The 25,573-nt window shown below is 71.3% G+C and carries 29 protein-coding genes; 14 read left to right on the top strand and 15 right to left on the bottom strand.

Annotated features, from left to right (window positions below):
- The first annotated feature begins 9 nt into the window (after positions 1-9).
- From ACIO1C_RS18805 to ACIO1C_RS18780, 6 genes are all read left to right on the top strand, one after another.
- The gene (locus tag ACIO1C_RS18805) at positions 10-783 is read left to right on the top strand and encodes an SDR family NAD(P)-dependent oxidoreductase (protein WP_401864722.1); all 774 of its coding nucleotides are present in this window, start codon (positions 10-12) and stop codon (positions 781-783) included.
- 150 nt (positions 784-933) lie between these two features.
- A complete protein-coding gene (locus ACIO1C_RS18800; protein WP_401864719.1) occupies positions 934-2,010 on the top strand; it encodes a substrate-binding domain-containing protein in 1,077 nt (358 codons plus the stop codon).
- 139 nt (positions 2,011-2,149) lie between these two features.
- Positions 2,150-3,493, top strand: coding sequence for an ABC transporter substrate-binding protein (locus ACIO1C_RS18795; protein ID WP_401864718.1), 1,344 nt, complete (start codon positions 2,150-2,152; stop codon positions 3,491-3,493).
- Positions 3,490-4,446 carry a carbohydrate ABC transporter permease gene (locus ACIO1C_RS18790; RefSeq protein ID WP_401864715.1) on the top strand — a complete coding sequence of 319 codons (957 nt, stop codon included), beginning with the start codon at positions 3,490-3,492 and terminating at the stop codon, positions 4,444-4,446. The genes ACIO1C_RS18795 and ACIO1C_RS18790 overlap by 4 nt, the downstream gene beginning before the upstream one ends.
- Positions 4,443-5,396 carry a carbohydrate ABC transporter permease gene (locus tag ACIO1C_RS18785; protein WP_401864713.1) on the top strand — a complete coding sequence of 318 codons (954 nt, stop codon included), beginning with the start codon at positions 4,443-4,445 and terminating at the stop codon, positions 5,394-5,396. Before ACIO1C_RS18790 ends, ACIO1C_RS18785 begins: the two co-directional genes overlap by 4 nt.
- A gap of 90 nt (positions 5,397-5,486) precedes the next feature.
- Positions 5,487-6,515: a hydroxyacid dehydrogenase gene (locus ACIO1C_RS18780; protein ID WP_401864711.1), complete on the top strand. Its 1,029-nt coding sequence runs from the start codon at positions 5,487-5,489 to the stop codon at positions 6,513-6,515.
- 72 nt (positions 6,516-6,587) lie between these two features.
- Here the strand turns inward: ACIO1C_RS18780 and groL are convergent, their stop codons facing one another.
- The 5 genes from groL to ACIO1C_RS18755 form a co-directional block, all read right to left on the bottom strand.
- Positions 6,588-8,210 (bottom strand): chaperonin GroEL, encoded by a 1,623-nt coding sequence (gene groL, locus ACIO1C_RS18775; protein ID WP_401864708.1) that lies wholly within the window; start codon positions 8,208-8,210, stop codon positions 6,588-6,590.
- 98 nt (positions 8,211-8,308) lie between these two features.
- The gene (gene groES, locus ACIO1C_RS18770) at positions 8,309-8,617 is read right to left on the bottom strand and encodes a co-chaperone GroES (RefSeq protein ID WP_023539274.1); all 309 of its coding nucleotides are present in this window, start codon (positions 8,615-8,617) and stop codon (positions 8,309-8,311) included.
- A gap of 324 nt (positions 8,618-8,941) precedes the next feature.
- Positions 8,942-9,898 (bottom strand): polysaccharide deacetylase family protein, encoded by a 957-nt coding sequence (locus ACIO1C_RS18765; RefSeq protein ID WP_401864705.1) that lies wholly within the window; start codon positions 9,896-9,898, stop codon positions 8,942-8,944.
- 51 nt (positions 9,899-9,949) lie between these two features.
- Complete coding sequence (locus ACIO1C_RS18760) at positions 9,950-10,315, bottom strand: hypothetical protein (RefSeq protein ID WP_161311085.1); 366 nt, start codon at positions 10,313-10,315, stop codon at positions 9,950-9,952.
- A 71-nt stretch (positions 10,316-10,386) separates the two neighbouring features.
- On the bottom strand, positions 10,387-11,079 hold the full coding sequence (locus ACIO1C_RS18755) for a hypothetical protein (protein ID WP_401864703.1): 693 nt from the start codon (positions 11,077-11,079) through the stop codon (positions 10,387-10,389).
- Between the two features lie 86 nt (positions 11,080-11,165).
- Between ACIO1C_RS18755 and ACIO1C_RS18750 the strand changes: the two genes are divergently transcribed.
- The 3 genes from ACIO1C_RS18750 (at position 11,166) to ACIO1C_RS18740 (ending at position 12,796) form a co-directional block, all read left to right on the top strand.
- Complete coding sequence (locus ACIO1C_RS18750; protein WP_401864701.1) at positions 11,166-11,672, top strand: DinB family protein; 507 nt, start codon at positions 11,166-11,168, stop codon at positions 11,670-11,672.
- A 116-nt stretch (positions 11,673-11,788) separates the two neighbouring features.
- A complete protein-coding gene (locus ACIO1C_RS18745; protein ID WP_401864699.1) occupies positions 11,789-12,268 on the top strand; it encodes a hypothetical protein in 480 nt (159 codons plus the stop codon).
- 114 nt (positions 12,269-12,382) lie between these two features.
- On the top strand, positions 12,383-12,796 hold the full coding sequence (locus ACIO1C_RS18740; protein ID WP_401864696.1) for an SRPBCC family protein: 414 nt from the start codon (positions 12,383-12,385) through the stop codon (positions 12,794-12,796).
- A gap of 32 nt (positions 12,797-12,828) precedes the next feature.
- On the opposite strand, the gene ACIO1C_RS18735 is transcribed toward ACIO1C_RS18740, so the two are convergent.
- Complete coding sequence (locus ACIO1C_RS18735) at positions 12,829-13,239, bottom strand: MarR family winged helix-turn-helix transcriptional regulator (protein WP_161311098.1); 411 nt, start codon at positions 13,237-13,239, stop codon at positions 12,829-12,831.
- 196 nt (positions 13,240-13,435) lie between these two features.
- Here ACIO1C_RS18735 and ACIO1C_RS18730 point away from each other — a divergent pair, with 196 nt between their 5' ends.
- The 3 genes from ACIO1C_RS18730 (at position 13,436) to ACIO1C_RS18720 (ending at position 16,743) form a co-directional block, all read left to right on the top strand.
- The gene (locus ACIO1C_RS18730) at positions 13,436-14,938 is read left to right on the top strand and encodes an MFS transporter (RefSeq protein ID WP_401864693.1); all 1,503 of its coding nucleotides are present in this window, start codon (positions 13,436-13,438) and stop codon (positions 14,936-14,938) included.
- Between the two features lie 75 nt (positions 14,939-15,013).
- A complete protein-coding gene (locus ACIO1C_RS18725) occupies positions 15,014-15,439 on the top strand; it encodes a hypothetical protein (RefSeq protein ID WP_401864692.1) in 426 nt (141 codons plus the stop codon).
- Between the two features lie 110 nt (positions 15,440-15,549).
- Positions 15,550-16,743, top strand: a complete 1,194-nt coding sequence (locus ACIO1C_RS18720) for a methyltransferase (RefSeq protein WP_401864689.1) — start codon at positions 15,550-15,552, stop codon at positions 16,741-16,743.
- Positions 16,744-16,785: 42 nt separating this feature from the next.
- Here the strand turns inward: ACIO1C_RS18720 and ACIO1C_RS18715 are convergent, their stop codons facing one another.
- Positions 16,786-17,748, bottom strand: coding sequence for a zinc-binding dehydrogenase (locus ACIO1C_RS18715; protein ID WP_401865092.1), 963 nt, complete (start codon positions 17,746-17,748; stop codon positions 16,786-16,788).
- 77 nt (positions 17,749-17,825) lie between these two features.
- Here ACIO1C_RS18715 and ACIO1C_RS18710 point away from each other — a divergent pair, with 77 nt between their 5' ends.
- Positions 17,826-18,461, top strand: coding sequence for a TetR/AcrR family transcriptional regulator (locus tag ACIO1C_RS18710; RefSeq protein WP_401864688.1), 636 nt, complete (start codon positions 17,826-17,828; stop codon positions 18,459-18,461).
- Between the two features lie 52 nt (positions 18,462-18,513).
- Here ACIO1C_RS18710 and ACIO1C_RS18705 read toward each other — a convergent pair whose 3' ends face one another.
- From ACIO1C_RS18705 to tsaB, 7 genes are all read right to left on the bottom strand, one after another.
- Positions 18,514-19,740, bottom strand: a complete 1,227-nt coding sequence (locus ACIO1C_RS18705; protein ID WP_401865089.1) for an RNA polymerase sigma factor — start codon at positions 19,738-19,740, stop codon at positions 18,514-18,516.
- A 189-nt stretch (positions 19,741-19,929) separates the two neighbouring features.
- Entirely contained in the window at positions 19,930-20,286 is a 357-nt protein-coding gene (locus ACIO1C_RS18700; RefSeq protein ID WP_401864685.1) for a YciI family protein, read from the bottom strand.
- 153 nt (positions 20,287-20,439) lie between these two features.
- Entirely contained in the window at positions 20,440-21,873 is a 1,434-nt protein-coding gene (locus ACIO1C_RS18695; protein ID WP_401864683.1) for an FAD-binding protein, read from the bottom strand.
- Between the two features lie 122 nt (positions 21,874-21,995).
- The gene (locus ACIO1C_RS18690) at positions 21,996-22,298 is read right to left on the bottom strand and encodes a hypothetical protein (RefSeq protein ID WP_401864681.1); all 303 of its coding nucleotides are present in this window, start codon (positions 22,296-22,298) and stop codon (positions 21,996-21,998) included.
- Positions 22,298-23,434, bottom strand: a complete 1,137-nt coding sequence (gene tsaD / locus ACIO1C_RS18685; RefSeq protein ID WP_401864679.1) for a tRNA (adenosine(37)-N6)-threonylcarbamoyltransferase complex transferase subunit TsaD — start codon at positions 23,432-23,434, stop codon at positions 22,298-22,300. Before tsaD ends, ACIO1C_RS18690 begins: the two co-directional genes overlap by 1 nt.
- Positions 23,427-23,909, bottom strand: a complete 483-nt coding sequence (gene rimI, locus ACIO1C_RS18680) for a ribosomal protein S18-alanine N-acetyltransferase (RefSeq protein WP_401865086.1) — start codon at positions 23,907-23,909, stop codon at positions 23,427-23,429. Before rimI ends, tsaD begins: the two co-directional genes overlap by 8 nt.
- A gap of 113 nt (positions 23,910-24,022) precedes the next feature.
- A complete protein-coding gene (tsaB, locus tag ACIO1C_RS18675; protein WP_401864676.1) occupies positions 24,023-24,688 on the bottom strand; it encodes a tRNA (adenosine(37)-N6)-threonylcarbamoyltransferase complex dimerization subunit type 1 TsaB in 666 nt (221 codons plus the stop codon).
- A gap of 103 nt (positions 24,689-24,791) precedes the next feature.
- Here tsaB and ACIO1C_RS18670 point away from each other — a divergent pair, with 103 nt between their 5' ends.
- On the top strand, positions 24,792-25,343 hold the full coding sequence (locus ACIO1C_RS18670) for a hypothetical protein (protein ID WP_401864673.1): 552 nt from the start codon (positions 24,792-24,794) through the stop codon (positions 25,341-25,343).
- 6 nt (positions 25,344-25,349) lie between these two features.
- On the opposite strand, the gene ACIO1C_RS18665 is transcribed toward ACIO1C_RS18670, so the two are convergent.
- Positions 25,350-25,571 (bottom strand): hypothetical protein, encoded by a 222-nt coding sequence (locus ACIO1C_RS18665; RefSeq protein ID WP_401864671.1) that lies wholly within the window; start codon positions 25,569-25,571, stop codon positions 25,350-25,352.
- Positions 25,572-25,573 lie beyond the last annotated feature (2 nt).

Genomic DNA, 25,573 nt, shown 5'->3' with positions numbered 1-25,573 from the left:
GTGCCGCCTATGACGACTGCTTTGATTACGGGCGCGACGGCGGGGATCGGTGCCGCCTTCGCGCGGCGGCTGGCGGCGGACGGACACAACCTGGTACTGGTGGCGCGCGACAAGGAGCGTCTGCGCGAACACGCCACCGAACTGCACGACCGGCACGGCATCGAGGCGGAGGTCCTGAGCGCGGACCTCTCCACCGACAGCGGGATCGAGGCGGTCGAGAAGCGGCTGTCGAACCCCAGGCAGCCGGTCGATCTCCTCGTGAACAACGCGGGCTTCGCCAACAAGGGACCCTTCCTGGAGGTCCCGATGTCCGATGAACTGGTCATGCTGAAAGTGCACATCGAGGCGGTGCTGCGGCTCACGTCGGTGGCGGTCACCGGCATGAAGGCGCGCGGCCGGGGAGCGGTGGTCAACGTGGCGTCGGTGGCGGCGTTCGTGCCCCGGGGGACGTACGGCGCGTCGAAGGCCTGGGTCGTGCAGTTCAGCCAGGGGCTGGCCCGGGAGCTGGTGGGGTCGGGGGTACGGGTGATGGCGCTGTGCCCCGGATTCGTACGGACCGAGTTCCACGAGCGGGCCGGGCTGGGGACCCAGCGGATCCCCGAGTGGATGTGGCTCGACGCGGACAAACTGGTGACGGCCGCGCTGGGCGACCTGGCCCGCGGCAGGGCCGTGTCCATCCCTGACCCGCGCTACAAGGCCCTGATGGGAGCGGTGAAGCTGGCCCCGCGCGGGCTGCTGAGCGGCCTCACGTCGAAGACGGGACGCAAGTACGGCCCCCAGTAGCGGGCGCCGCCCCCTCCGCGTGACCGTCACACCCTGAGCATGGCTGTGAGCGAATGATCGAATTTCCCGCCGTTCGATCGTACGCATTAGGGTCGGTTCTCCGGGACGCACCCGTGCCCGGGTCGCCGTACTTGCGAGGGGGCCGTCACCGTGCGCGAAGGTGCCGCTGAACGTCATGACCGACTGCTGAATCTGGTCCGCGAGCGCGGCACGGTCCGGGTGTCCGACCTCGCCGACCGGCTCGGCGTGTCCCCCGTGACGGCGCGCCGGGACGCGGAGGCGCTGGCCGCCCGGGGGCTGCTCGACCGGGTGCACGGTTCCGTCTCCTGGCCGGAGCGGCAGGGCCCGGCGGGGATCGCGCCGGGCGGCGGCGGTCCGGTCATCGGCCTGCTCGCGCCCGCGGCCGCGTACTACTTCGCCGAGGTGATCCGCGGGGCGCACGAGGCCGCCGCCCGGCTCGGCGCCCGGCTGATCCTGCGGGTCTCCGACTACCGGCCCGAGGACGACGCCGCACACGCGGCCGGGCTGCTGGCGGCCGGTGCGGAGGGGCTGCTGCTCGCCCCCAGCTGGACCGAGCCCGGCCACCCCGACACGTACAGCGACTGGATCGCCCGGTTGCCGGTGGCGACCGTGCTGGTCGAGCGGCGCGGGGCGCCCGGCGGGCCGCTGGCCGCCCTGGACCGGGTCTGCTCCGACCACGCGCACGGCGTCCTGATCGCCGTACGGCACCTGGTGGGGCTCGGGCACCGGACCCCGCTGCTGGTGGCGCGGCGGGACAGCCCGACGGCGACGGCGGTACGGGCCGGATACGTCCAGGCGCTCGACGTCCTCGGGCTGACCGCGCCCGGGCCCGTGATCGACTCGACGTCGGCGGAACGCGAGCCGCAGGTCTTCGAGCGGGCCGCGCAGGCGGTCCGCGCGGCGGTGCGCGACGGCGGGGCGACGGCCGCGCTGATGCACAACGACGAGGACGCGATCCGTATGGTCCGGCGCCTCGCCGAACTGGGGGTACGGGTCCCCGAGGACCTCGCGCTCATCACGTACGACGACGAGGTGGCCGCCCTCGCGGACACCCCGCTCACCGCGGTCGCCCCGCCCAAGCGGGAGGTGGGGCGGTGTGCGGCGGAGCTGCTGGTGGAACGGCTGGCCTCGGCCGGCGGCGGCGTGGACGAGCCGCGCCGCCACGTGGAGCTGCTGCCGCGCCTGCGGGTGCGCTCCTCCACCTGACGACGCCCTGATCGCAGGCAGCCACACCCTCCCCTTTCGATCATTTTTCGATCAATCAATCTTTCGCTCTTGACTTCGCTCACGCCGGATCGAAGTATCACGGCCACCGCCTGTCCCCCGCACGTACAGGAGCCGCGCCGTGAGTCGCAGTTGGTCCCGTTCTCTCCATGCCTGTGTCGGCGCCGCCACCGCGCTGGCCGCTCTCGCCGCCCTCACGGCGTGCGGCGGCGGCGCCGACGCACCCGCGGAAGGCACCGCGGAACATCCCGTCACCGTCACGTTCTGGGCCTGGACCAAGGGGTCGCAGGAAGTGGTGGACGCGTTCAACGCCTCGCACGACACGATCAAGGTGAAGTTCGAGGAGATCCCCTCCGGCGGCAACGGCGGCTATCCCAAGATCGCCAACGCCGTGAAGGCCGGGATCGCCCCCGACCTGCTTTCCATCGAGTACCCGATGCTGTCGCAGTTCGTGAGCCAGGGCTCGCTCCAGGACCTGAGCGGCTATCTGACCGACGACATCAAGAAGAAGTTCCTGCCGCAGACCATCAAGCTGACCACCCTGGGCGGCAAGAACTGGGCCGTCCCGTTCGACGCGTCCCCGCAGGTCTTCTACTACCGCAAGGACTTCTTCGAGAAGCACCACCTCACCCCGCCGCGCACCTGGGACGAGTTCCGCACCGCCGCCGCGCAGGTCAAGAAGGCGGCCCCGGACACCAGGATCGCCAGCTTCTTCCCCGACGACCCGACCTTCTTCCAGGCGATGGCCTGGCAGGCGGGCGCGCGGTGGTTCACGACCGACACGGCCAAAAACGCCTGGCGGGTCAACACCACGGACCCGGCCACGATCAAGACGGCGGAGTACTGGCAGGGGCTGATCGACGACGACCTGGTCAACACCTCTTCCTCGTTCAGCCCGGAGTGGACCGGCGGCCTCAAACAGGGCACGCTCGTCGGCTACCTCGGCGCGTCCTGGAGCGCGGGTGTGCTCGCCGGCATCGTGCCGGAGGAGAAGGGCAAGTGGGCGGCGGCGCCGGTGCCCAGCTGGGACGCGGCGCGACCGGCCAGCGGGATGATCCAGGGCTCCACCTTCGCCGTGAGCGAGAACAGCCACAAGAAGGCGGCGGCCGTCGAGTTCGCCCTCTGGATGGCCACCTCCGAGGCGGGCATCAAGGCCCGGATCGGCGCGAGCACCTCCACCGCCCTGCCCGCCGCCCCCGCGATGGTCCCCGTCGCCCAGAAGGCCATCGACACCAGCTTCTTCGGCGGCCAGGACCTCTACGGCCTCTACCTCCAGGCCGGCAGGTCGATCACACCGGACTGGATCTGGGGCCCGAGCACCGGCGCCACCAACTCCGCGCTGGGCGACCAGCTCCGCGAAGCCGTCGGCGGCGGCTCCACCCTCTCCCGCGCCGTCAGAACAGCCCAGGACGCCACCGTCGCCGATCTCAAGAAGCGCGGTCTGAACGTCGAGGACGCCTCATGACCACCGAAACGACCCCCAAGACGACTGTCCGAACGACCGCCAAAACCTCGAACAGGCCCGGCGCCTCGACCCGTACGGGAGTCGCCGCCACCGTCCTGCTCACCCCCTTCTTCGTCCTGTTCACCGTGGCGATGGTGATACCCGTCGGCTACGCCCTCTGGCTCAGCCTGTTCACCGAGAAGGCCTCGGGCCTCGGCTTCGACGGACCCCGTACCGTCTTCCACGGCCTCGGCAACTACACGGAAGCCCTGGGCGACCAGGCGTTCCGCGACGGCTTCTGGGTGCTGCTCGGGTACTGCGCCTTCTACATCCCCCTGATGGTGGGCGGCGCCCTGGTCCTCTCCCTGCTGCTGGACACGGCCCTGGCCCGCGCCCGCCGCTTCTTCCAGCTGGCGCTCTTCCTGCCGCACGCCATCCCGGGCCTGATCGCCGCCCTGATCTGGATCTACCTCTACACCCCCGGGCTCAGCCCGGTCATCAACGCCATGGACGCCGGCGGATTCGGCTTCGACTTCCTGTCCACCGACGGCGTCCTGCCCTCGGTGGTCAACATCGCGCTGTGGGAGTGGCTCGGCTACAACGTCGTCATCTTCTACGCCTCCCTCCAGGCCATCGACCGCTCACTGCTCGAAGCCGCGACCGTGGACGGCGCCGGACAGTGGAGGCTCGCGTTCAGCATCAAATTCCCCCTGATCCGCTCCTCGCTGGCGCTCGTGCTGCTCTTCACGATCATCGGTTCGCTCCAGCTCTTCACCGAGCCGCTGATCCTCAGCCGCTCGGGCGCGTCCGTGCCCAGCACCTGGACGCCCAACATGTACGCCTACAGCGCGGCCTTCCAGCGCAACGACTACGGCCTGGCCGCCGCCGCGTCCGTCCTCATCGCCCTCGTGGCCGCCGCGCTCTCCTTCGGCGTCACCCGATTCTCCAACCGGAAGGAGGCACGGGCAGCATGACGTCCCCGCTCGTCACCACCCCGACCGACCCGACCGACCCGGCCACCCCGCTCGCCCCCCCGCGCCGCGGGACCCCCGGCCGCGCCCCCGTCCGCGCCGCCCGCCGGCCGGGCACCAGCCGGTGGCTGTCCAGGTCCGCCGTCAACGGGGTGCTCGTCCTGGCCGCCGCGTACACCCTCTTCCCCCTGATCTGGCTGGTCACGGCGGCCACCAAGGACGCCGGCAACCTGCTCGGCGGCGACGTCTTCTCCTTCCAGGGCTTCAACCTCGGCCAGAACCTCTCCGACCTGACGACCTACCAGGACGGCATCTACTTCCGGTGGTACGGCAACTCGCTGCTCTACGCGGGAGTCGGCGCCCTCGGCTGCTCGCTGGTGAGCGTCGCCGCCGGCTACGCCTTCGACAAATACCGCTTCCGGGGCAAGGAGAAGCTGTTCGCCGTCGTCCTGCTCGGCGTGCTGCTGCCCTCCACGGCCCTGTCCCTCCCCCTGTACCTGCTGGCCGTGAAGACCCACACCGTCAACACCTACCTGTCCGTGCTGATCCCCGTGCTCGTCAATCCGTTCGGCGTCTACCTGTCCCGGATCTTCAGCGCCGGCTATATCCCGAACGAGGCGCTGGAGGCGGCCAGGATCGACGGCGCGAGCGAGCTGCGCGCCTTCTGGTCGATCGGCCTGCGCATGATCATGCCGGGCTTCGTGACCGTGTTCCTCTTCCAGTTCACCGCCGTGTGGAACAACTTCTTCCTCCCCCTCGTGATGCTCTCGGACAAAAACCTCTATCCGCTGAGCCTGGGCCTCTACAACTGGCACAGCAACGCGAACGCGACCCCGGACTTCTACCCGATGGTCGTCACCGGCTCGCTCCTCGCCGTCACTCCGCTGATCATTGCGTTCGTCACCCTCCAAAGGCACTGGAAGGCCGGCCTCACCGCCGGCAGCGTCAAATGACCCGCCCCGCGTGAGACCGAACGAGACCCGAGTGAGACCGAACGAGACCCGAGTGAGTCCGAGCGACACCCGAGGAGCTTGAGTTCCACCATGCCAGCCACCACTGACAATCGCCCCGCGGCCCTGCTCTCCATGGGCCCCGGCATCGCCGAGCGACTGTTCACCGACGACCACAGGACCCGGCTGACCGGCCTCGTCCGTACGGATCCCACCCTGATCGCCCATCAGCTGTCCGACCCGGCGCCCGCCGTGGCCACCGCCCTCGCCGACGCCGAACTGCTCGTCACCTGCTGGGGCGCGCCCCCGCTCACCGCCGGCGTCCTCGACGCCGCGCCGCGCCTGCGGGCCGTCGTCCACGCGGCGGGCTCGGTCAAGCACCACATCACCGACGCCTGCTGGGAGCGCGGCATCGCCGTCACCTCGGCCGCCGCCGCGAACGCCCGCCCGGTCGCCGAGTACACGCTCGCCGCGATCCTCTTCGCGGGCAAGAACGTCCTCGGCTCCGCCCAGCGCTACCGGAACCTGCGCACCCACCACGACTGGCGGGAGGAGCTGGACAGCGCGGGCAACTACCGCCGTACGGTCGGCATCGTCGGCGCCTCCCGCATCGGCCGCCGCGTCATCGAGCTGCTGCGCCCCTTCGACCTGGACGTCCTGCTGTACGACCCGTACGTCGAGTCCTCCGAGGCCGCCGCGCTCGGCGCGGTCCTCGTCACGCTGGACGAACTGTGCGCGCGCAGCCACGTCGTGTCGGTCCACGCCCCGCAGCTCCCCGCCACGGACCACATGATCGGCGCCGCGCAGCTGGCCGCGATGGCGGACGGTTCGACGCTGATCAACACCTCACGCGGGTCGCTCGTCGACGAGGACGCGCTGCTGCCGGAGCTGGTGGCGGGGCGCCTCCACGCCGTACTGGACGTGACGGAGCCCGAACTGCCGCCCGTCGACTCGCCGCTGTACGACCTGCCGAACGTCCTGCTCACCCCGCATGTCGCGGGGTCCCTCGGCGGTGAGATCCACCGGATGGCGGACCAGGCGCTGGACGAGGTGGAGCGCTGGACGAAGGGCGTGCCGTTCGCCGACCCCGTACACCCGACAACGCTGCACCTCTCGGCGTAACGGCTCCAAGAAGACGCGCGAAGGCCCGGCGCCCCTTCCGGGGTGCCGGGCCTTCGGCTGTCGCACACGACCTCAGTGGCTGTGACCGTGGCCGTGACCGGCCTCGGACTCTTCCTCGGCCGGCTTCTCGACGACCAGGGTCTCGGTCGTGAGCAGCAGGGAGGCGATGGACGCGGCGTTCTCCAGCGCGGAACGCGTGACCTTGACCGGGTCGATGACGCCGGCCTTCACCAGGTCGACGTACTCGCCGGTCGCGGCGTTGAAGCCGTGGCCCTTGTCGAGGTCGGCGACCTTCGCGGTGATGACGTAGCCCTCAAGGCCGGCGTTCTCGGCGATCCAGCGCAGCGGCTCGACCACGGCGCGGCGGACGACCGCGACACCGGTGGCCTCGTCGCCCGTCTTGCCGAGGTTGCCCTCAAGGACCTTGGCGGCGTGCACCAGGGCGGAGCCACCACCGGAGACGATGCCCTCCTCGACCGCGGCGCGGGTCGCGGAGATGGCGTCCTCCAGACGGTGCTTCTTCTCCTTGAGCTCCACCTCGGTGGCGGCGCCGACCTTGATCACGCACACGCCGCCGGCCAGCTTCGCGAGGCGCTCCTGGAGCTTCTCGCGGTCCCAGTCGGAGTCCGTGGACTCGATCTCGGCCTTGATCTGGTTGATGCGGCCGACAACCTCGCTGTGGTCGCCGCCACCGTCGACGATCGTGGTGTCGTCCTTGGTGATGGTGACGCGGCGGGCGGAGCCCAGCACGTCCAGACCGGCCTGGTCGAGCTTGAGGCCGACCTCCTCGGCGATGACGGTCGCGCCCGTGAGGGTGGCGATGTCGCCGAGCATGGCCTTGCGGCGGTCACCGAAGCCGGGAGCCTTCACCGCGACCGCGTTGAAGGTGCCGCGGATCTTGTTGACGACGAGCGTGGAGAGCGCCTCGCCCTCGACGTCCTCGGCGATGATCAGCAGCGGCTTGGAGCCACCCGCGGCGATGACCTTCTCCAGCAGGGGGAGCATGTCCTGGATGGAGGCGATCTTGCCCTGGTTGATCAGGATGTACGGGTCGTCGAGGACGGCCTCCATACGCTCCTGGTCGGTCACCATGTACGGGGACAGGTAGCCCTTGTCGAAGGCCATGCCCTCGGTGAAGTCGAGCTCCAGGCCGAAGGTGTTGGACTCCTCGACGGTGATGACACCGTCCTTGCCGACCTTGTCCATCGCCTCGGCGATGAGGTCACCGACCTGCTGGTCCTGCGCGGAGAGCGCGGCCACGGCGGCGATGTCGGACTTGTCCTCGATGGGGCGGGCGGTCGCGAGGAGTTCCTCGGACACGGCCTTGACCGCGGCGTCGATGCCCTTCTTCAGGGAAGCGGGCGACGCGCCGGCGGCGACGTTGCGCAGGCCCTCGCGGACCAGCGCCTGGGCCAGGACGGTGGCGGTGGTGGTGCCGTCACCCGCGATGTCGTTGGTCTTGGTCGCCACCTCCTTCACCAGCTGGGCACCGAGGTTCTCGTACGGGTCGTCGAGCTCGACCTCGCGGGCGATCGTGACGCCGTCGTTGGTGATGGTCGGGGCGCCGAACTTCTTGTCGATGACGACGTTGCGGCCCTTGGGGCCGATCGTCACCTTCACCGTGTCGGCCAGCTTGTTGACGCCGCGCTCGAGGGCGCGACGGGCGTCCTCGTCGAACTTCAGGATCTTCGCCATGGGAGCTTCTCTAGTCCTCTCGAACGAACTGCGCCCCCGTCCGCCCGGCAATCGCAGGGTGGCCGAGGGCGCAGCTCAAAAGCAAAACTTTCGGTGAATTACTTCTCGATGATCGCGAGTACGTCGCGAGCCGAGAGGACGAGGTATTCCTCGCCGCTGTACTTCACTTCGGTGCCGCCGTACTTGCTGTACAGAACGACATCGCCGACGGAAACGTCGAGCGGGAGCCGCTCGCCGTTCTCGAAACGGCCCGGGCCCACGGCCAGGACGACGCCCTCCTGGGGCTTCTCCTTGGCGGTGTCCGGGATGACCAGGCCAGAGGCCGTGGTCTGCTCGGCGTCGAGCGGCTGGACCACAATGCGGTCCTCGAGCGGCTTGATGGCAACCTTGGTGCTGGCGGTCGTCACGATCCGACCTCCCCCTTCGGAGATCTCACGGGGTGAACTGTCTTGGGTGGCGACCAGGTGGATCCGTCGTCGCGGGTGCCGGATCTGCCAGTCGCGCTTTGGCACTCTCCAGTGGGGAGTGCCAGACCCGAGACTATGACCGCGATTAGCACTCGGTCAAGCGGAGTGCCAATGAGCTTGCGCGTGGCGGGGCGGCCGGCACGCGAAAACGCCCGTACGAGGAGCTGTCTCGTACGGGCGTGCGAGCGCCGGGCGCGCGGCCGGGGGCCCGTCGGACGCAGCCCTTAAGGCGTGGTCCTCAGGCGTGGTCCTCGGGCGTGGTCCTCAGACGTAGTCCTCCAGCCTGGCCACGGCGTACCCCTTGTCCGTGATGGTCTTCATCACACGCCGGATCATGTCGGGCATGAAACCCTTCCAGTCCTCACGCCCCCGGAAGTGGGTGAGGACGATGTCGCCGGGGTGCAGGTCCCGGTCCCACTCGCGCCACTCCATGTGGTCGGGGAACGCCTCGGCCGCCCACAGCGGTACGGCGGTGATACCGCACGACTTGGCGACGCGCAGGGTGTCGCCGTTGTAGTTGCCGTACGGCGGACGGAAGAGGCGGGGCCGCTTCCCGTACCGCTTCTGGATCTTGTCCTGCTGGCCGCAGATCTCGCGCTTCTGCCGGTCGTAGGACAGGCCGGGCAGGTACGGGTGGTTGAGGGTGTGGTTGTGCAGCGCGACCCCCCTGCCCTGCATCAGCCGGAAATAGTTGTAGTCGTCGTTGATCACGTAGTCGCTGAGGAAGGCGCTGTACGGGATCTTCAGCTCGGCCATCATGCGGAGGAACTCGGGGTCCTTCTCCGCGCCGTCGTCGATGGTCAGGAACACGATCTTGTCCTTGACCGGCACGGTGGTGAAGACGGGCGGGAGCGTGGCACCGCCGGAGACCTCGAAGCCCTTGCGGGTCTTGATCACGGGCTTGACGGCGGGGGGCGGGGGCGCGGTCAGGGGGGTCCCGGCGAGCTTCCACCGCTTGGCGGCGGCGATACGGACGGCCTGGGCGCGGCGGAGCCTCTCGGCGTAGGCGGCGAGGGCGCCGGCGGGGCCGCGCCGGGGGGCGCCGGGGGCCTTCTGCACCTGGCCGGCTTTCGGAGCCTGCGGCGCCGGGTGCCCCTGAGGCGCGTAGGCACGGCCACCGTTCGGCTCTCCGGTGCAGCCGGAACCGAGCGCGGCGACGAGCAGGGCGGCCACCAGGACACGCGCGTGTCCACATTCTCGCTTTTGTCTTAAAAGCTGCATGGCGCTGCATCCTGTCAGCGCCACACATCCCGGCCCGTACGACTCGCCGGACTACTCCAGGTCCGTCAACTCGTCGGCGTAGATCTTCGAGAGCGGCTGCGGCCCGATGTACTGCTGGCAGTTGCACTGCCTGCGCTCATACTTCAGCGGCTTCTTGTCCTCGTCCCACTCCGTCGCGACCTCGACGTCCTCGTGGCACTTTCCCCGCTTGTCGTGCTTCGCCAGGTGGTGGGAGCACCCGCAGACGGGCACGGGTGGCTTGTGGGCCGCCTCAAGCGCCTTCCGTTCGTCCTCGGCCAGCTTGAGGCGTTCCATTATTCGCTCGTGACGCGTGTGCAACGCCGTGCGGCCCGTGTCGGCCACCCATCCGAAGCCGCCCACGATGAAGAAGACGAAAAGCCACCAAATCCATTCCATCCGCCGCCCCTTAACCCTGAATGGCGCATGCGTTCCCTCTCCAGGATAGGTCTCGGGCTGTAGGAAGCACCTCAGCGGTGGGCTCCGCCACCCCTGCGGACCGGCACCGGATCCAGCAAACGCCCAGCCCAGCGCTGGTGCCCGACGGACCGGACAAGTCCCAGCAGACCGGTCACCAGGAGGGTGCCCCCGAGACCCAGCGCGTACGCCGTGGCACTCAGCGTGACCGTATCCATCCGGGTCACCGCCCGGCCCGCGACCGCCGTACCGGCCAGGCACAGCACGACGGAGGGCAGCAGCCAGAGAACGGACCTGCCGTGCGCGCGCACCCGCTCGTCGGTGACGGGTTCCGGGCCGAGATACGCCCACGCGTCCAGCCGGTCCCGTACGTCCTGGTTCCGGCGCACCCAGAGCCCCAGCGCGACGGCGGCGGGGATCAGGAGGACGGCCGCGAGGACCAGCGCGACAAGCCCGCTGAGCAGCCCCAGCCCGCCGTCCTCGATGCTCCGGACGGCGAGCCCCACCGCGGCCCACCCGAGCACGGCGACGGCGGCGATCCCCCAGAGGAGCAGCAGGCGCCGGACGGCCAGCGCACGCTCGGCGAGCACCACGACGGTGGCGTCCCGCTCGGCGAGCAGCTCGGGGGAGAGCCCCCCGAACCCGTCCTCCACGCCGGCATCGGCCTCTTCCCCCGCCCACGCCTCGAACCCCTCCTCGGGCGGGGGCTCCGGAGGGTACGGCGGAAGCGCGAGGCGGTTGATCACCCGGCAGAGGGTAGCGGCGGTAGCCTCTGCGACGATCATCCACCGCCCAGCCACCGTCCCGCCCACCGCCCCGGAAGGCCCCGGCCATGACCACGGAACGCATCGGACCCCCCGCCGCCGCCGGGGAGCGCGTCATGCTGCGCGCCTTTCTCGACTACCACCGGGCGACCCTCGCCATGAAGACCGACGGTCTCTCGGACGAGGACCTGCGCCGCCGCTCGATGCCACCCTCCACGCTCACCCTCCTCGGGCTCGTACGGCACATGGCGGAGGTCGAGCGCGCGTGGTTCCGCCGGGTAATCAACGGCGAGGACATCGCCCTGGTGTGGTCCGACACCGGCGACTTCCAGGTGGCGTACGACGCCCGTACGGCCACCCGCTCCGAGGCGTTCGCCGCCTGGGAGGCCGAGGTCGCCCACTCCCGCCGGATCGAGGAGGAGGCGGAGTCCCTCGACGTCACGGCCTACGCGGCGAAGTGGGAGGAGGACGTCTCGCTCCGCATGGTGATGCTGCACCTCATCCACGAGTACGCCCGCCACAACGGCCACGCGGACTTCCTGCGCGAGGGAATCGACGGGACGGTGGGCGCCTGAGCGTACGGAGACGACAGAATGGGCGCTCGGACCGTCAGGTCGTGCCGGGGGGTATACGAATGCGGCACACGCCACGAACCAGAACGCCTCGCACGTCGCGCACACGCCGAGGCCGGGTGGCCGGCGTCCTCGCCGTGCTGGGCCTGGGCCTCGCGCTGGGCCACGGGACCGACCTGTGGAACTCCGCGCACCCGGGCTCCCCGCCGTACGCGCCGCGGGCCGCGCCCGTCGTGGACGTCGACGTCGTCGCCGAGGCGTCCGCCTACGGCGAGGTGGACGACGTGACCCGCGAGGTCGAGCCGCTGGTGAAGGCGTACGTACAGCGGCTACGGACGGGGGACGCGCGGGAGTTGGCCGCTCTGGGCGCCCCGTGGTTCGAGGGGCGGCCCGCCGCCGCGCGGGAGGCGATCACCGCGCACCAGGGGCGCGGGGCGGGAGACGCTCCCGCGTCCGTGCTGGTGCGCGACGTGGTCGTACCGGACCAGGCCACCGCCGAACTGCGGTTCGGCAGCGGTCCGGTGGAGCTTCTGGGCCTGACGCGCGCCGACGGGGTGTGGTGGGTGGAACTGGGCGACGGGGACCCGGTCGCCCCCTAGGGGTCCCCGGGGCCTTCGCTTCGGACGGGTCGTCGCCCTGCGGACCGGTCGCCGCGCCACGCGCGTCCGTTTCGTTCAAGACGGTGGCGGCCGGTGCCCGCTACCGTCGCCGCCATGAACAGCATCCACAATGAATCGCGCCACGTCAGCGTCCACGTCGACCGCAACGTGGGCGACGTCTACGCCTACGCCTCGGACCCGGCCAACCTGCCCGCGTGGGCCCACGGTCTGGGAGGGACCATCGAGCGCAGTGGGGACGAGTGGGTCGCGGAGTCCTCCCCCATGGGGCGCGTCGTGGTCGTCTTCGCCCCCCGTAACGAGCTGGGAGTGCTCGACCACAACGTCACGCTGCCCTCCGGGCAGACCGTGTACAACCCGGTCCGTGTGATCGCCGACGGGGCGGGGAGCGAGGTGGTGTTCACCCTCCGCCGGCAGGCGGAGATGAGCGACGCCGACTTCGAGCGTGACGCCGACACGGTCGCCGCCGACCTGGCCCGGCTCAAGGAGTTGCTGGAGTCCGCCCGGTAGGGCGTACATGTTCAACCGGCAGACAGCCTCGTTCAGCCGCGCGGCCAGGTGTGGCCGATCAGGTTCTCGATGCTGGAGTTGAAGCGTTCCAGCGCCGTGGCGAACGCCGCCGCCTCCTCCGGCTTCCACTCCGCCAGGACCGTCTCCAGGCCCCGCACCCCGTCCTCGCGGTCGGCGTGGAGCTTGCCCAGACCCTCGTCCGTGATACGGAACTTGCGGGCGATCCCGCCCTCCGGGTCGGGGATGCGTTCCACCAGACCCGCACGGGTCATCGCGGCCGTCTGCCGGTTGAGCGTGGACGTCTCCAGGCCCAGCGCGTCGACCAGCTGCCCGATGGACAGCGGGCCCTCGGCCTCGATCCGGCTGAGCAGGAGGTACGCGCTGCGGTCGAGCCGCGCCTTGGGCGCCAGAGCCATGTAGCGATAACGCGCCAGCAGCGTCATCTCCAGCTGGATCTTCTCGCTCGCCTCACGCACCACGGCAACCTCTTCCTGTCGGTCCGTCGGTCCTCGGCACCACACATCCTCGGCACCCCACCCACCCGTACACCCACCTGCATGTATATCAGCGCAATATGCCCCGTACATACAGCATGTACGCTACACAGTGCATCACGTCACGCCCCTGACAGGAGACGCTGTGAAACCCACCGTTCCGCCGCCCGCGACAGCCCTCGCGGCGCCCCCCGCATCCCGTACGGGCGCCGTCGTCGCCGTCCTGGCGAGCGCCGGCATCGTCGCCGCGCTGATGCAGACCCTGGTCGTGCCCCTCATCGGCGAGCTGCCCCGCCTCCTGGACACCACCCCGGCCGACGCGTCCTGGGTGATCACCGCCACCCTGGTGGCCGGCGCCGTCGCCACCCCCGTCACGGGCCGGCTCGGCGACCTGTACGGCAAGCGGCGGCTGATGCTCGTCTGCGTCCTGCTGCTCGTCGGCGGCTCGGTGGTGTGCGCCCTGTCGGACTCCCTGCTCCCCGCCGTCGCGGGCCGGGCGCTGCAAGGGTCGAGCATGGGCATCATCCCGCTCGGCATCAGCATGATGCGCGACATCCTGCCGCCCGAACGGGTCGGCTCCGCCATCGCCCTGATGAGCTCGTCGCTCGGCATCGGCGGCGCCCTCGGCCTGCCCCTCGCGGCGGTCGTGGCCCAGAACACCGACTGGCACACCCTCTTCTGGGGCTCGGCCGGCCTCGGCCTGGTGCTCGGCGTCTTCATCCTGCTCTTCATACCGGCCGCGCCGGTCCGCGCCGCCGGCCGCTTCGACTTCGTCGGAGCCCTGGGCCTCGGCGCCGGACTGGTCGCCCTGCTGCTCGCCGTGACGAAGGGCACCGACTGGGGCTGGGGCAGCGGCACCACGCTCGGCCTGCTGGGCACGGCGCTGGTCGTCCTGCTCGTGTGGGGCGTGTGGGAGCTGCGTACACGCGACCCGCTGGTCGACCTCCGCACCACCGCCAGACGCCAGGTGCTGCTGACCAACCTTGCGTCCGTCGTGGTCGGATTCGCGCTGTACGCCCAGTCGCTGATCGTCCCCCAGCTGCTCCAGCTGCCCTCCGCCACCGGCTACGGCCTCGGCCAGTCGATGGTCGCGGCGGGTCTGTGGATGGCCCCGGCCGGCCTGGTCATGATGGGCGTCTCCCCGCTGGGCGCGAAGCTCTCCGCCGCGCGCGGCCCGAAGGTCTCCCTGCTCACCGGCTCGGTGATCATCATGTGCGGGTACGCCCTGGCGCTGGTCCTGATGGGATCCACCTGGGGCCTGCTGATCTTCACCTGCGTCAGCAGCGCGGGGATCGCCTTCGCGTACGGGGCCATGCCGGCGCTGATCATGAGCGCGGTGCCGGTGTCGGAGACCGCGGCGGCGAACGGTTTCAACGCCCTGATGCGATCGATCGGTACGTCGGTCTCCAGCGCCGTCCTGGGCGTGGTCCTGGCACACATGACCGTCTCGGCCGGCGGCTTCACCGTCCCCTCCGAGAGCGGATTCCGTACGGGCTTCGTGATCGGCGGCGGGGTCGCCCTGATCGCGGCGCTGGTGGTCGTGGCGATCCCGGGCCGCACGCGGGTGGCGGCCACGCCCCTGGCCACGTCCGCCGCCACGCCGTCCGACGACCACCCGACACCGGTCCCGGAACGCAGCGGCTCGTAAGGGCTCCGCACCTACGGGCCTCCCCGCCGTTTCCCCCCGCCAGGCATGATGGACGGGATGACAGCGAGGAGTTCGATGACCAGTCAAGGCGCGAGCGTCACCGGCGAGTGCGGGGCGTGCGGGGGTGTGCTGACCCGGAACGTGGGTCAGCACATCGACCAGGACGAGGTGCGGTGGGAGACGGAGACGACGTGCGCGGGCTGCCGGGCAGGCGACTCCACCCCACCCACCCCCGGTACGACCCCCGAGGAGATCCGCCAACTCCTCCTCACGGAACACGGCCCGGCCCGGCTCACCCTCACCGACGGCACGGCGAACCTCATCTCCGTCACCCGCGTCCTGAGCCGGACCCAGGGCCTGTCCCTGGGCGAGGCCCGAACGATGGCCGCCGAACTACGAACGACGGGTCTGCTCGGCACCCTGGTCGAAATGGAGCACCTGGCCACCGCCCTCCGCGAACGCGCGGTAGCGGTGACGGTCACCCCCACAAGCGCCGACTGACGGCGCCGGACCCGTAGTTCACCCGGACGTGTTACTCCCCTCTCACGCCACGCCACCGTAGACTACGGAGCGTGACGACCGGCCGCCCGGCCTGAGCGTGAGGAGCAGGCATGGCACAGACATACCCGTCGCCGCTCCGCGACCCGGACGTTCCCGCCCGGACGGCGGGTACCCGACGCCTGCTGCGTACGGTCCAACAGACCCGTACGGAACCGATTACCGCCGAGTGGGCAGACGTTCTGCTACGCGTCCCCCGCGACGCCTTCCTGCCCGACGAGGTCTGGCTGAGGGACGGTGACTGCGGGTATGTGCCGTGCGACAGACGCCAGGACCCGGACGGGTGGATGGCCGCCGCGTACTCCGACGCGCCTCTCGTCACCCAGTTCGTGACTGAGTCCGACGGCACCCGCTCGCCCTCGTCGTCCGCGTCCATGCCCAGCATGGTCCTGCGCCTCCTGGAGGACGCCGAACTGGGCCCCGGCGCGAGGACGCTGGAGATCGGCACCGGATCGGGTTACAACACCGCACTCCTGTGTGCTCGCCTGGGCGACGGCCCGGTCACCTCCGTGGAGGTGGACGCGCCCCTCGCCGACCGTGCGCGCGAGAATCTGGCCGCCCTGTCGTACTCCCCCGCCGTCATCGCCACCGACGGCGCGAACGGCTGGCTTCGCCATGCCCCGTACGACCGGATCCTCGCCACCTGTTCCGTCCGCTCGGTGCCCGCCTCCTGGCTGGAGCAGACAGCTCCCGGCGGACGCATCGTCACCCCCTGGGACAGCGCGTGGTGCGGTTACGGCACTCTTCGCCTGACGAAGCTCCAGGACGGCCGCGCGGAGGGCACGTTCGCCGCGTACGGCTCGTACATGCTGATCAACGGTCAGCGCACCGACGTCGAGCTGTTCCGCGACGTCCTGCGCGAGGGTCAGACGCCCGACACGGGGGCAACCGCCCTCTCCCCGTGGTCCGTCGCCGGGGCGGACCCCGCCCTGGACTTCCGCCTCGGGCTGACCGTCCCGGGAGCCTGGTACTCGTGGGACACCGAGTGCGCCGACGCCCACGTCCGGCTGTGGATCGCCGACACCACCGCGACGAGTTGGGCGAGCGTCGACTACGACGGCCGTCAGAGCGAGACGTTCCGCACGGCCCAGTACGGACCGCGCCGCCTCTGGGACGAGATCCACGCGTCGTACGACCGGTGGACGGAGACCGGCCGGCCGGCGGTCGGGCGTTACGGGCTGACCGTCACGCCCGAGGGGCAGACGGCCTGGCTGGACAGCCCGGACACACCGGTGGCGCCTCCGTGATCGCGGGCTTGGGGTGGGCGCCGGGCCAGCCGTTCGGAGGGGCTACGGCCTCAGCACGACGCGGCCGAAGACCTCGCCCGCGTCCATCTTCCGGTGCGCCAGCACGGCCTGGTCCAGCGGCAGCAGCTCATGCACCACCGCCTCGATCTCCCCGCGGCTCGCCGCCGCGAAGTGCCCGGCGCGCACGGCCGCCCGGTCGGCCGCCGCGACCGTATCCGTGCTGAGGGTGGAGAACGAGAGCGATCTCTGGAACGCCGCCATCATCTTCGTACCGAAGTCCGCCGGTGGCTGACCCGCGACGATGCCCACGACCACCATGCGGCCGTTCGGGTTGAGCCGGTCGAAGAACGAGGGCAGGTGCTCACCGGCCACCACGTCGATGATGACGTCGTAGCCCGCGGGGGCGTCCACGCCTCCGGACCCGGCGCGGTCCAGTACGTGCGTCGCGCCCAGCTTCCGCAGCCGCTCCCCGCGATCCGCCGACGACGTGGTGACCGCCACCGCACCGGCCCCGCCCCGGGCCGCGAACTGCACCGCCATGATCCCGAGGCTGCCCGCCGCGCCCCGTACCAGAACCGTCTCCCCCGGTACGAAACGGGCGTGGGCGAGCCCGAAGTGCGCCACCACCCCGGCACTGCCGAGCGTCACCGCGTCGGTGGCGGACAGGTCCGCCGGCAGGGGAAGGATCTCCGTGACCGGCGCGACGGCCTGTTCGGCGTAGCCTCCGCCGGTGCCGGTGGATCCCCACACCCGCTGTCCGATCCACGACGGATCGACGCCCTCCCCGACCGCCGTGACCGTGCCCGCCACCTCACCGCCCGGGATGTGGCCCTCCTTGAAGCCGTAGGCGGCCAGGACCCCGCTCCGGATCAGGGTGTCGACCCCGCCGACGCCGATCGCCTCGGTGGCGATCACCACCTGTCCGGCGGCGGGAACGGGGGCGGGGACGTCGATGACCGCGAGTCCCTCGGGACGTCCGAATTCTCGGATCGAAACTGCCTTCACCATGGTCTCCTTCTTGTCGGCTCGACCGTTTCGCGACGCTAACGGACGCCCCCGTCCGTTTCGCTAAAGTGAGAGTGGTGACGACCCGATTGCCTCACGTGCCGCCCGCCCCGCGCTCCGACGCGGCGGACAACCGCGCGCGCATCCTCGACGCGGCCCGCGCGCTGTTCTCCGCCCAGGGGCTGAGCGTGCCGATCCGGGAGGTCGCGCGGCGCGCGGGGGTGGGGCCCGCCACCCTGTACCGCCACTTCCCGACCAAGCAGGCACTGGTCACCGAGGCCTTCGCGGACCAGATGCGCGCGTGCCGCGCCATCGTCGACGAAGGGAGCGCCGACCCCGACCCCTGGCACGGTCTCTGCCTGGTCATCGAGAAGATCTGCGAGCTGCACGCACGGGACCGGGGCTTCACCGAAGCCTTCATGGCGACCTTCCCGACACCGACGGAGGTCACCGCGAGCCGCGCGTACACGGTGAAGGCGGTCACCGAACTGGCCCGGCGCGCGAAGGAAGCCGGTCACCTGCGTCCTGACTTCCTGGTCCCGGACGATCTGATCCTCATGCTCATGGGGAATCAGGGCATCCGCGCGGCCACGGCCGCCGGCCAGGTGGCGGCCTCCCGGCGTTTCGCGGCCTTCGTGATCCAGGTGATCCAGGCCTCCCCGCAGCACGCGCCGCTCCCGCCCGCCGTGTGGCTGGCACCCACGCACTTCTGAGACCGTCCCCCTCGGGCGTGGTCGAGCTACGGGTGATCGGGCCGGCGTCGGGTCAGAGCCGGGCCGCGCGGTCCAGGAGGAAGAGGCGTTCCCGGGCGTTGCGGGTCAGGGTCGCCGCTCGTTCGAACTCCGACCTCGCCTCCTCCGTACGGCCCAGTCGTGCCAGCAGGTCGCCGCGCACGCTCGGCAGCAAGTGGTAGCCCTTCAGGGCCGGTTCGTCCGCCAGGGCGTCGACCAGGGGCAGAGCCACCGCCGGGCCCTCGGCCATCGACACGGCGACCGCGCGGTTCAGTTCGACCACCGGGGACGGGGTGAGGGCGACGAGCTGTCCGTACAGCGAGGCGATCGCCGTCCAGTCCGTCTCCTCGTACGTACGGGCCTGGGCGTGGCACGCCGCGATGGCGGCCTGGAGGACGTACGGGCCCGGCGGGCCGCCCAGCGCGCCCGCCCGGGTGAGCGCGGCGAAGCCTCGGCGGACCAGGAGCTGGTTCCAGCGGGAGCGGTTCTGGTCGGCGAGCAGCACCGGCTCGCCGTCGGGGCCGGTCCGCGCGGGCATCCGGGACGCCTGGAGCTCCAACAGGGCGGCCAGCGCGTGGACTTCGGGCTCCTCGTCCATCAGCCCGCCGAGCACCCGCGCGAGCCGCAGCGCGTCCTCGCACAGTCCGGGCCGTACCCAGTCGTCACCGGCGGTCGCGGAGTAACCCTCGTTGAAGATCAGGTAGATGACCTCCAGGACGGAGGAGAGGCGCTGCGCGCGCTCGGCCCCGTACGGCACTTCGAAGGGCACAGCGGCCTTGGCCAGGCTGCGCTTGGCGCGCACGATGCGCTGCGCCACGGTCGCCTCGGGGGCCAGGAAGGCGCGGGCGATCTCGTCGGTGGTGAGTCCGCCGAGGAGGCGCAGGGTGAGGGCGATCCGGGCCTCGGTGGAGAGGACCGGGTGACAGGAGGTGAAGATGAGACGCAGGAGGTCGTCGTCGATGTCGTCGGCCCCGGCCCCGATCCCGGTGATGTTCGCGGTGTCGGGCGGGGGGACGTCCTCCAGGGTGCGGCCGACCTCGGCGAGCTTGCGGGCGTACGTCTCCCGGCGCCGTACGAGATCGACGGCACGGTTCCTGGCGGTGGCCATGAGCCAGGCTCCCGGCTTCTCCGGGACACCCGACTCCGGCCATCGTTCCAACGCGGCGACCAGGGCGTCCTGCGCGAGTTCCTCGGCGATGCCGACGTCGCGGACGATGCGGGCGACGGCGGCGATGATGCGCGCGGACTCGATCCTGAACACCGCTTCGACCGCGCTGCCCGGGCTCTGGGGCCCGTTCGCCTCCGGCCCGTCCGCTCCCGGCCCTTCCGCTCCCGACCTGTGTGCTCCCACGGCCACCCATCAGAACACCACGGGCAGGCGAGGGCAAACGGTGGGGGAGGGGCCCCGGCCCCGGTCACGAGAGGGGCCCCGGACCCGCCCCGGCCCCCGCTATCCCTGCACGATCTCGCGCACCTCGCTCGTGATCTCCCACTCCGCCTCGTGGATCTCCACAAAACGCCGGGCCCACGCGACCGCCTCGTCCCTGTCCCCGGCCTGGATGATCGCGTACCCGCCGACAACCTCCTTGGCCTCGGTGAACGGCCCGTCGGTGACGGTGATCCTGCCGTCGCTCTGCCGGACCCGTACCCCCTGCGCGGTCGGCAGCAGCCCCGCGGTGTCCACGAGGACGTCCGCCTTGGACATCTCCTCGATCAGCTCGCCCATGCGCCGCATCAGCTCGTCGCTGGGGCCGCCGGCGGGGGCGTTGTTCTCGTCGACGCGGACCATCATCAGAAAGCGCGGCATGGTGACTCCTCGGTGCCTGGTGGGGCGGTGGTGAGGCGGGCCGTTCCCGCCTCTCACCTGTACGTCGAACGGCCGGCACCGGAATCGACACGGGCCGGGAAATCAATCGGAAGAGATCCCTCTACGCCCCGGACCCGGACCCCGGACCCGGACTCAAGACCCAGACCCCGCCGGCGGGATGTTGTGGTTCAGCCGGAACATGTTCGCCGGGTCGCGCGCCGCCTTGATCTCCTGGAGCCGTTCGTACGTGGGCGCGTCGAAGGCCAGCCGTACCCGCTCCGCCGTGACATCGCCCGCCCCCAGGAAATTGGTGTGCTTGCGCACGCTCAGCCACGGCTCCAGCCGCTCCATCACCTCACCGCCGACCGTCCGGTACCCCTCGGGGTCCTCGCCGGGCGGGACAAACGCGAAGGCGAAGACGGCGAAGGCCGCGTCCCGGGTCCCGACCACGTTCGGCGCGCCTGAGTAGCGGCTCAGCGCGCCGCCGAGCTGGCGCAGGTCCACCACGTTGACCCGGGCGCCGGACTCCGGGCCCGCGACGTCGAGAAGGGCGTCGATCGTCTCCGGCGTCACCTCGTCCAGCACCGCGAAGTGCTCGACCGAGCTGATCCCGTCCGGCGGATCCACGCTGATGGCGTCGAACTCCGTGAACGGGCGCGGGGCCACGGTGTCCAGCAACACCGGCGCCGCCGCCCGCAGCGGTGCGATCAGCTCCTCGCCGTCGGCCTCCGAGCCGAGCCAGCAGAACCGTACGGCCGCCGTCAGCCGCCCCCGCATGAAGTCGGGGACCGTGGGCAGGTCGGGCAGCCGCAGCAGGACGGCGGACGACATCACCTCTTCCGGGGCCGTCGTCGTGAACCGCTCGTACGCGTGCAGCACCTCCCGGGCGTCGTCACCGGAGAAGTAGAGGGCGCCCGCGTACAGCTGGGTCACCGGGAAGAGGGAGAACTCCATGGCGGTGACCACCCCGAAATTGGCCTTGCCGCCGCGCAGCGCCCAGAAGAGATCGTCCTCGGAGTCGCGCGAGGCGTGGCGCAGCTCGCCGTCCGCCGTCACCAGGTCGATCCACTGGACGTGGTCGGCCGCCCACCCGAAGGCCCGGCCCATCGTCACGCTGAGGCCGCCGCCGAGGGTGTAGCCGACCACGCCGACGTTCGCCGCGGAGGCGACGAGCGGCGCCAGGCCGTGGACGGCCGCCTCGGTGACGACCTGCCGCCAGCGCACCCCCGCCTCGACCCGGACCGTCCGCTCCCCGGCGTCGATCGACAGCCCCGTCATCCGGCGGGTCGTGATCATGACGGCGTCCTCGGGGACGTCCCCCGTGGGGCCGTGCCCGGTGGAGAGGACGGCGACAGGACGCCCGTACCGCCCCGCGAAGCGCACCGCGCTCAGGACGTCCGCCGCGTCCGCGGCGCCGACGATCACGGCGGGACGGTGGGTGACCACACGGTTGAAGCCGGTGGCCTCCTCCGCGTAGCCGTCGTCGCCGGGGAGGAAGACGGGGCCCGCGACATCGATGGTCAGCGTGCGGATGTCGCGGGGGGAGAACGGCCGGGGGCCGGAGACGGGGTTCGATGCCGAGGTCATACGAACGTGCCTTTCGAGATGCGATACGCGCGGCTCGGCGCGCGCGATTTTCCCCCGCATCCCATCCTGTATCCATTTGTAGCGATCTGCCCCTTTTGTCGAGCGGGGCCGCCCTAGTCGTCCTAGCCGTCCTGGCCGTCCCGGCCGCTCCGACCGCCGTGCCCGTCGTCCCCGAGCGACTCGAAGCGCCAGCGGTGCACCGGCCTGGCGGTCAACTCCGCCGGGGGATCGGGCAGTTCGGGGACGTCGGCGTCGTAGGGGCCTTCCCACCAGGTGAGGGCCAGGATCCGGCCGCCGGGGGCACGCAGCAGTTCGCGGCGGAGCGGCTCGTACGGCAGCTCCCCCACCCGCGCGCGAGCCCATTCCAGCAGCTCCGCGTCCCGGCCGTCGGTGGCCCTGGCCTCCCACATGAGCGCGACCGTCATCAGTAGAGGTTGTCCTTCGCCAGCTCGTGGACGTGGTCGTGGTCGTGCGCATGCCCGTGCGTACGACCATGCTCATCCTCCTCGACGCGAGTACGCCCCGGCACATGCGGTTCCGTCACCGGCAGCGACGAGTCAGCCGAGAGATCCCAGTCCGAGGCCGGGCGGTTCCGCGCCACCATCTCCGCGCCCAGCGCGGCGACCATCGCGCCGTTGTCCGTGCACAGCCCGGGGCGCGGCACCCGCAGCCGGATGCCCGCGCGCTCGCAGCGCTCGGCGGCGAGCGCGCGCAGCCGCGAGTTCGCGGCGACCCCGCCGCCGATCATCAGGTGGTCGACTCCCTGGTCCTTGCACGCGCGGACCGCCTTGCGCGTCAGCACGTCCACGACCGCCTCCTGGAACGAGGCCGCCACATCCCGTACGGGCACGTCCTCGCCCGCGTTCCGCTTCGCCTCGATCCAGCGCGCCACGGACGTCTTCAGGCCGGAGAACGAGAAGTCGTACGGCGCGTCCCTCGGCCCGGTCAGCCCGCGCGGGAAGGCGATCGCGGCCGGATCGCCCTCCTTGGCCAGCCGGTCGATCACCGGACCGCCCGGGAAGCCCAGGTGCAGCACCCGCGCGATCTTGTCGAAGGCCTCGCCCGCGGCGTCGTCGATGGTCGCGCCCATCGGCCGTACGTCGGAGGTGATGTCGGGCGCGAGCAGCAGCGACGAGTGGCCGCCGCTCACCAGCAGCGCCACCGTCGGCTCGGGCAGCGGGCCGTGCTCCAGCTGGTCGACGCAGATGTGGGAGGCCAGGTGGTTCACGCCGTACAGCGGCTTGCCGAGCGCGTACGCGTACGCCTTTGCCGCCGACACCCCCACCAGCAGCGCGCCCGCCAGGCCGGGGCCCGACGTCACCGCGATCCCGTCGAGGTCGCGGGCGCTGACGCCCGCCTCCTTGAGCGCGCGTTCGATGGTCGGCACCATCGCCTCCAGATGCGCGCGGGAGGCGATCTCCGGCACCACCCCGCCGAAGCGGGCGTGTTCGTCGACGCTCGACGCGACGGTGTCGGCGAGCAGGGTCGTACCGCGCACGATGCCGACGCCTGTCTCGTCGCAGGAGGTCTCGATACCGAGGACGAGAGGTTCGTCAGCCATTGATCCCAGTTCCTTGGACGTCTTGTATGTGGAGCCCCTGCATCGGCAGGCGCATCACGAGCGCGTCGACATTGCCCGGCTGGTAGTAGCCGCGGCGGAAGCCGATGGGCTCGAAGCCGAACCGTTCGTACAGCTTCTGCGCCCGTATGTTGTCGACCCGCACTTCGAGCAGCACCTCTTCACACTCGGCGGCGCTGGCGTGCTGGAGGAGGTCGGTCAGCAGGCGGGAGCCGAGGCCCGTGCCCCACTGGTCGCGGGCGGCGGCGATGGTCTGTACGTCCCCGAGGCCACCGGCGGCGGCGAGGCCCGCGTACCCGACGATACGGCCGCCGGTCTCGGCGACGACGTAGCGGCGGGTGGCGCCGGGGCCGCGCGCGTGGGCCAGCTCGGACCAGAACATGCCGGGGGACCAGGCGTCCTCGGGGAAGAGGTCGTGTTCGAGGGCGAGGACGGGCTCGATGTCCCACCAGCGCATCTCGCGGAGGACGGCGCCCTGGGGTGCGTCACCGCGTTCGGCCGCACCGGCGTCTCCCGACGCCTCCTTCACCTCGCCCACCTCACCCACCTCGTTCGTCTCCTCGCCCCTGGTCACTTCGGGGTGACCACCTTGTAGTTCTTGGGCACCTCCGCGTCGGGCCTGCGCAGGTAGAGGGGCAGCGGCGGCAGGAAGTCCTCCGTCCGCCCCGCGGCCAGCAGCTCCGCCGCCAGCCCGGCGAGCGCGGCGGCCGACTGGTGCTCGGGGGCGCGGGCGTCCCGGAACGTGGCCGGGTAGAGGAACGCGCCCGCACCCACGGCCGGCAGCCCGGCGACCCGCTCGGTGAGGTCGGCGGGCCGGTCGACGGCGGGGTCACCCACGCGGGTACGGGCATCCGCGTACCGCGCCCAGTAGACCTCTTTGCGGCGGGCGTCGGTGGCCACGACAAAGGGCTCTTCGAGGCCGGAGGCGTACGCGAGACCGTCCAGCGTGCAGAGCCCGTGCACCGGCACTCCCAGCGCGGAACCGAAGGCCAGCGCGGTGACGAGCCCCACACGCAGCCCCGTGTACGGACCCGGCCCGACCCCGACGACCACGTCCGTGACGGCGCCGAGCCCCACCCCCGCCCCCGCCTCGGAGAGGACGCGGTCGACGGCGGGCAGCAGCAGCTCACCGTGGCGGCGCGCGTCCACCTGGCTCTCCGCGGCGAGGACGGAGGAGCCGTCGTGAAGAGCGACGGTGACGGCGGGCGTGGCGGTATCAACGGCGAGCAGAAGCACGCAAACAGCCTACGGCTCCCGGCGGCGGGGCACGGCGCCCAGTCCCGTCATTCCGCTGCTGCTAACGTCACCACGGAGTCATACGTACGAGAGGTGGAACAGGGTGTCCAGGAGCAGCTCGGGAATCGTGGCCGGGCTCACCGCGGCGGCCATCGCCGGCGTCGCCTTCCTCGCTTACCAGGCCTCGGCGAGCGTGCCCGACACCCTCGGGAAGAACGGCACCCCGAGCGCCTCCCCGACCGCGTCGGGCTCCGCCGCGCCGAAGAAGGACCCGCTGACCGTGCCGGCGGCGTCGGGCACGGGCGAGCGGGTGGTGTATGGCCTGAAGGACCGGCGGGTGTGGCTGGTCGACAAGACCAACCAGGCCACGCGGACGTTCCCGGTCGTCCCGAGCACGCTCAACCCTTCACCGGGCTCGTACACCGTCAGCTCCCGGTCCGCCCAGGTCCAGGGCTCGGACGGGGTCCTGGTCGAACACGTCGTACGGTTCGCCAAGGCGGAGGGGGTCACGGTCGGCTTCAGCGCGGCGGTGGACGGGTCCTTGCCGACGCCGAATCCGGCGCTGAAGACGGGTGGGGTGCGGATGAAGCGGGCGGATGGGGTGGCGTTGTGGTCGTTCGCGACGATCAACTCCACCGTGGTGGTGGTCCCCTGACGGGGGTCAGGCGGCGGTAGCTTGTGCCGCTGCTTGCGCTTGCGCTTGCGCTTGCGCCGATGCTTGCGCCTGCGCGGCGGGGCGCGTCGCCACTGGTGTGGGCGCGGGCCACTTCGGCGGGGTCGACACCGCGGCGGCGGCCACGCAGGACGCGAGCAGGTCCCGCATGGACACGTCGGAGGGCGACGGGTGCGACGGGTCCGGCTGGGGCGGCTGGGGCTTCGGCATGG

It is taken from the genome of Streptomyces sp. NPDC087420 (assembly GCF_044744165.1).
In the GTDB taxonomy this organism is placed as follows: domain Bacteria; phylum Actinomycetota; class Actinomycetes; order Streptomycetales; family Streptomycetaceae; genus Streptomyces.
Note: the sequence above shows the minus strand (reverse complement) of the source record. Positions and strands in the feature narration are given on the sequence as shown.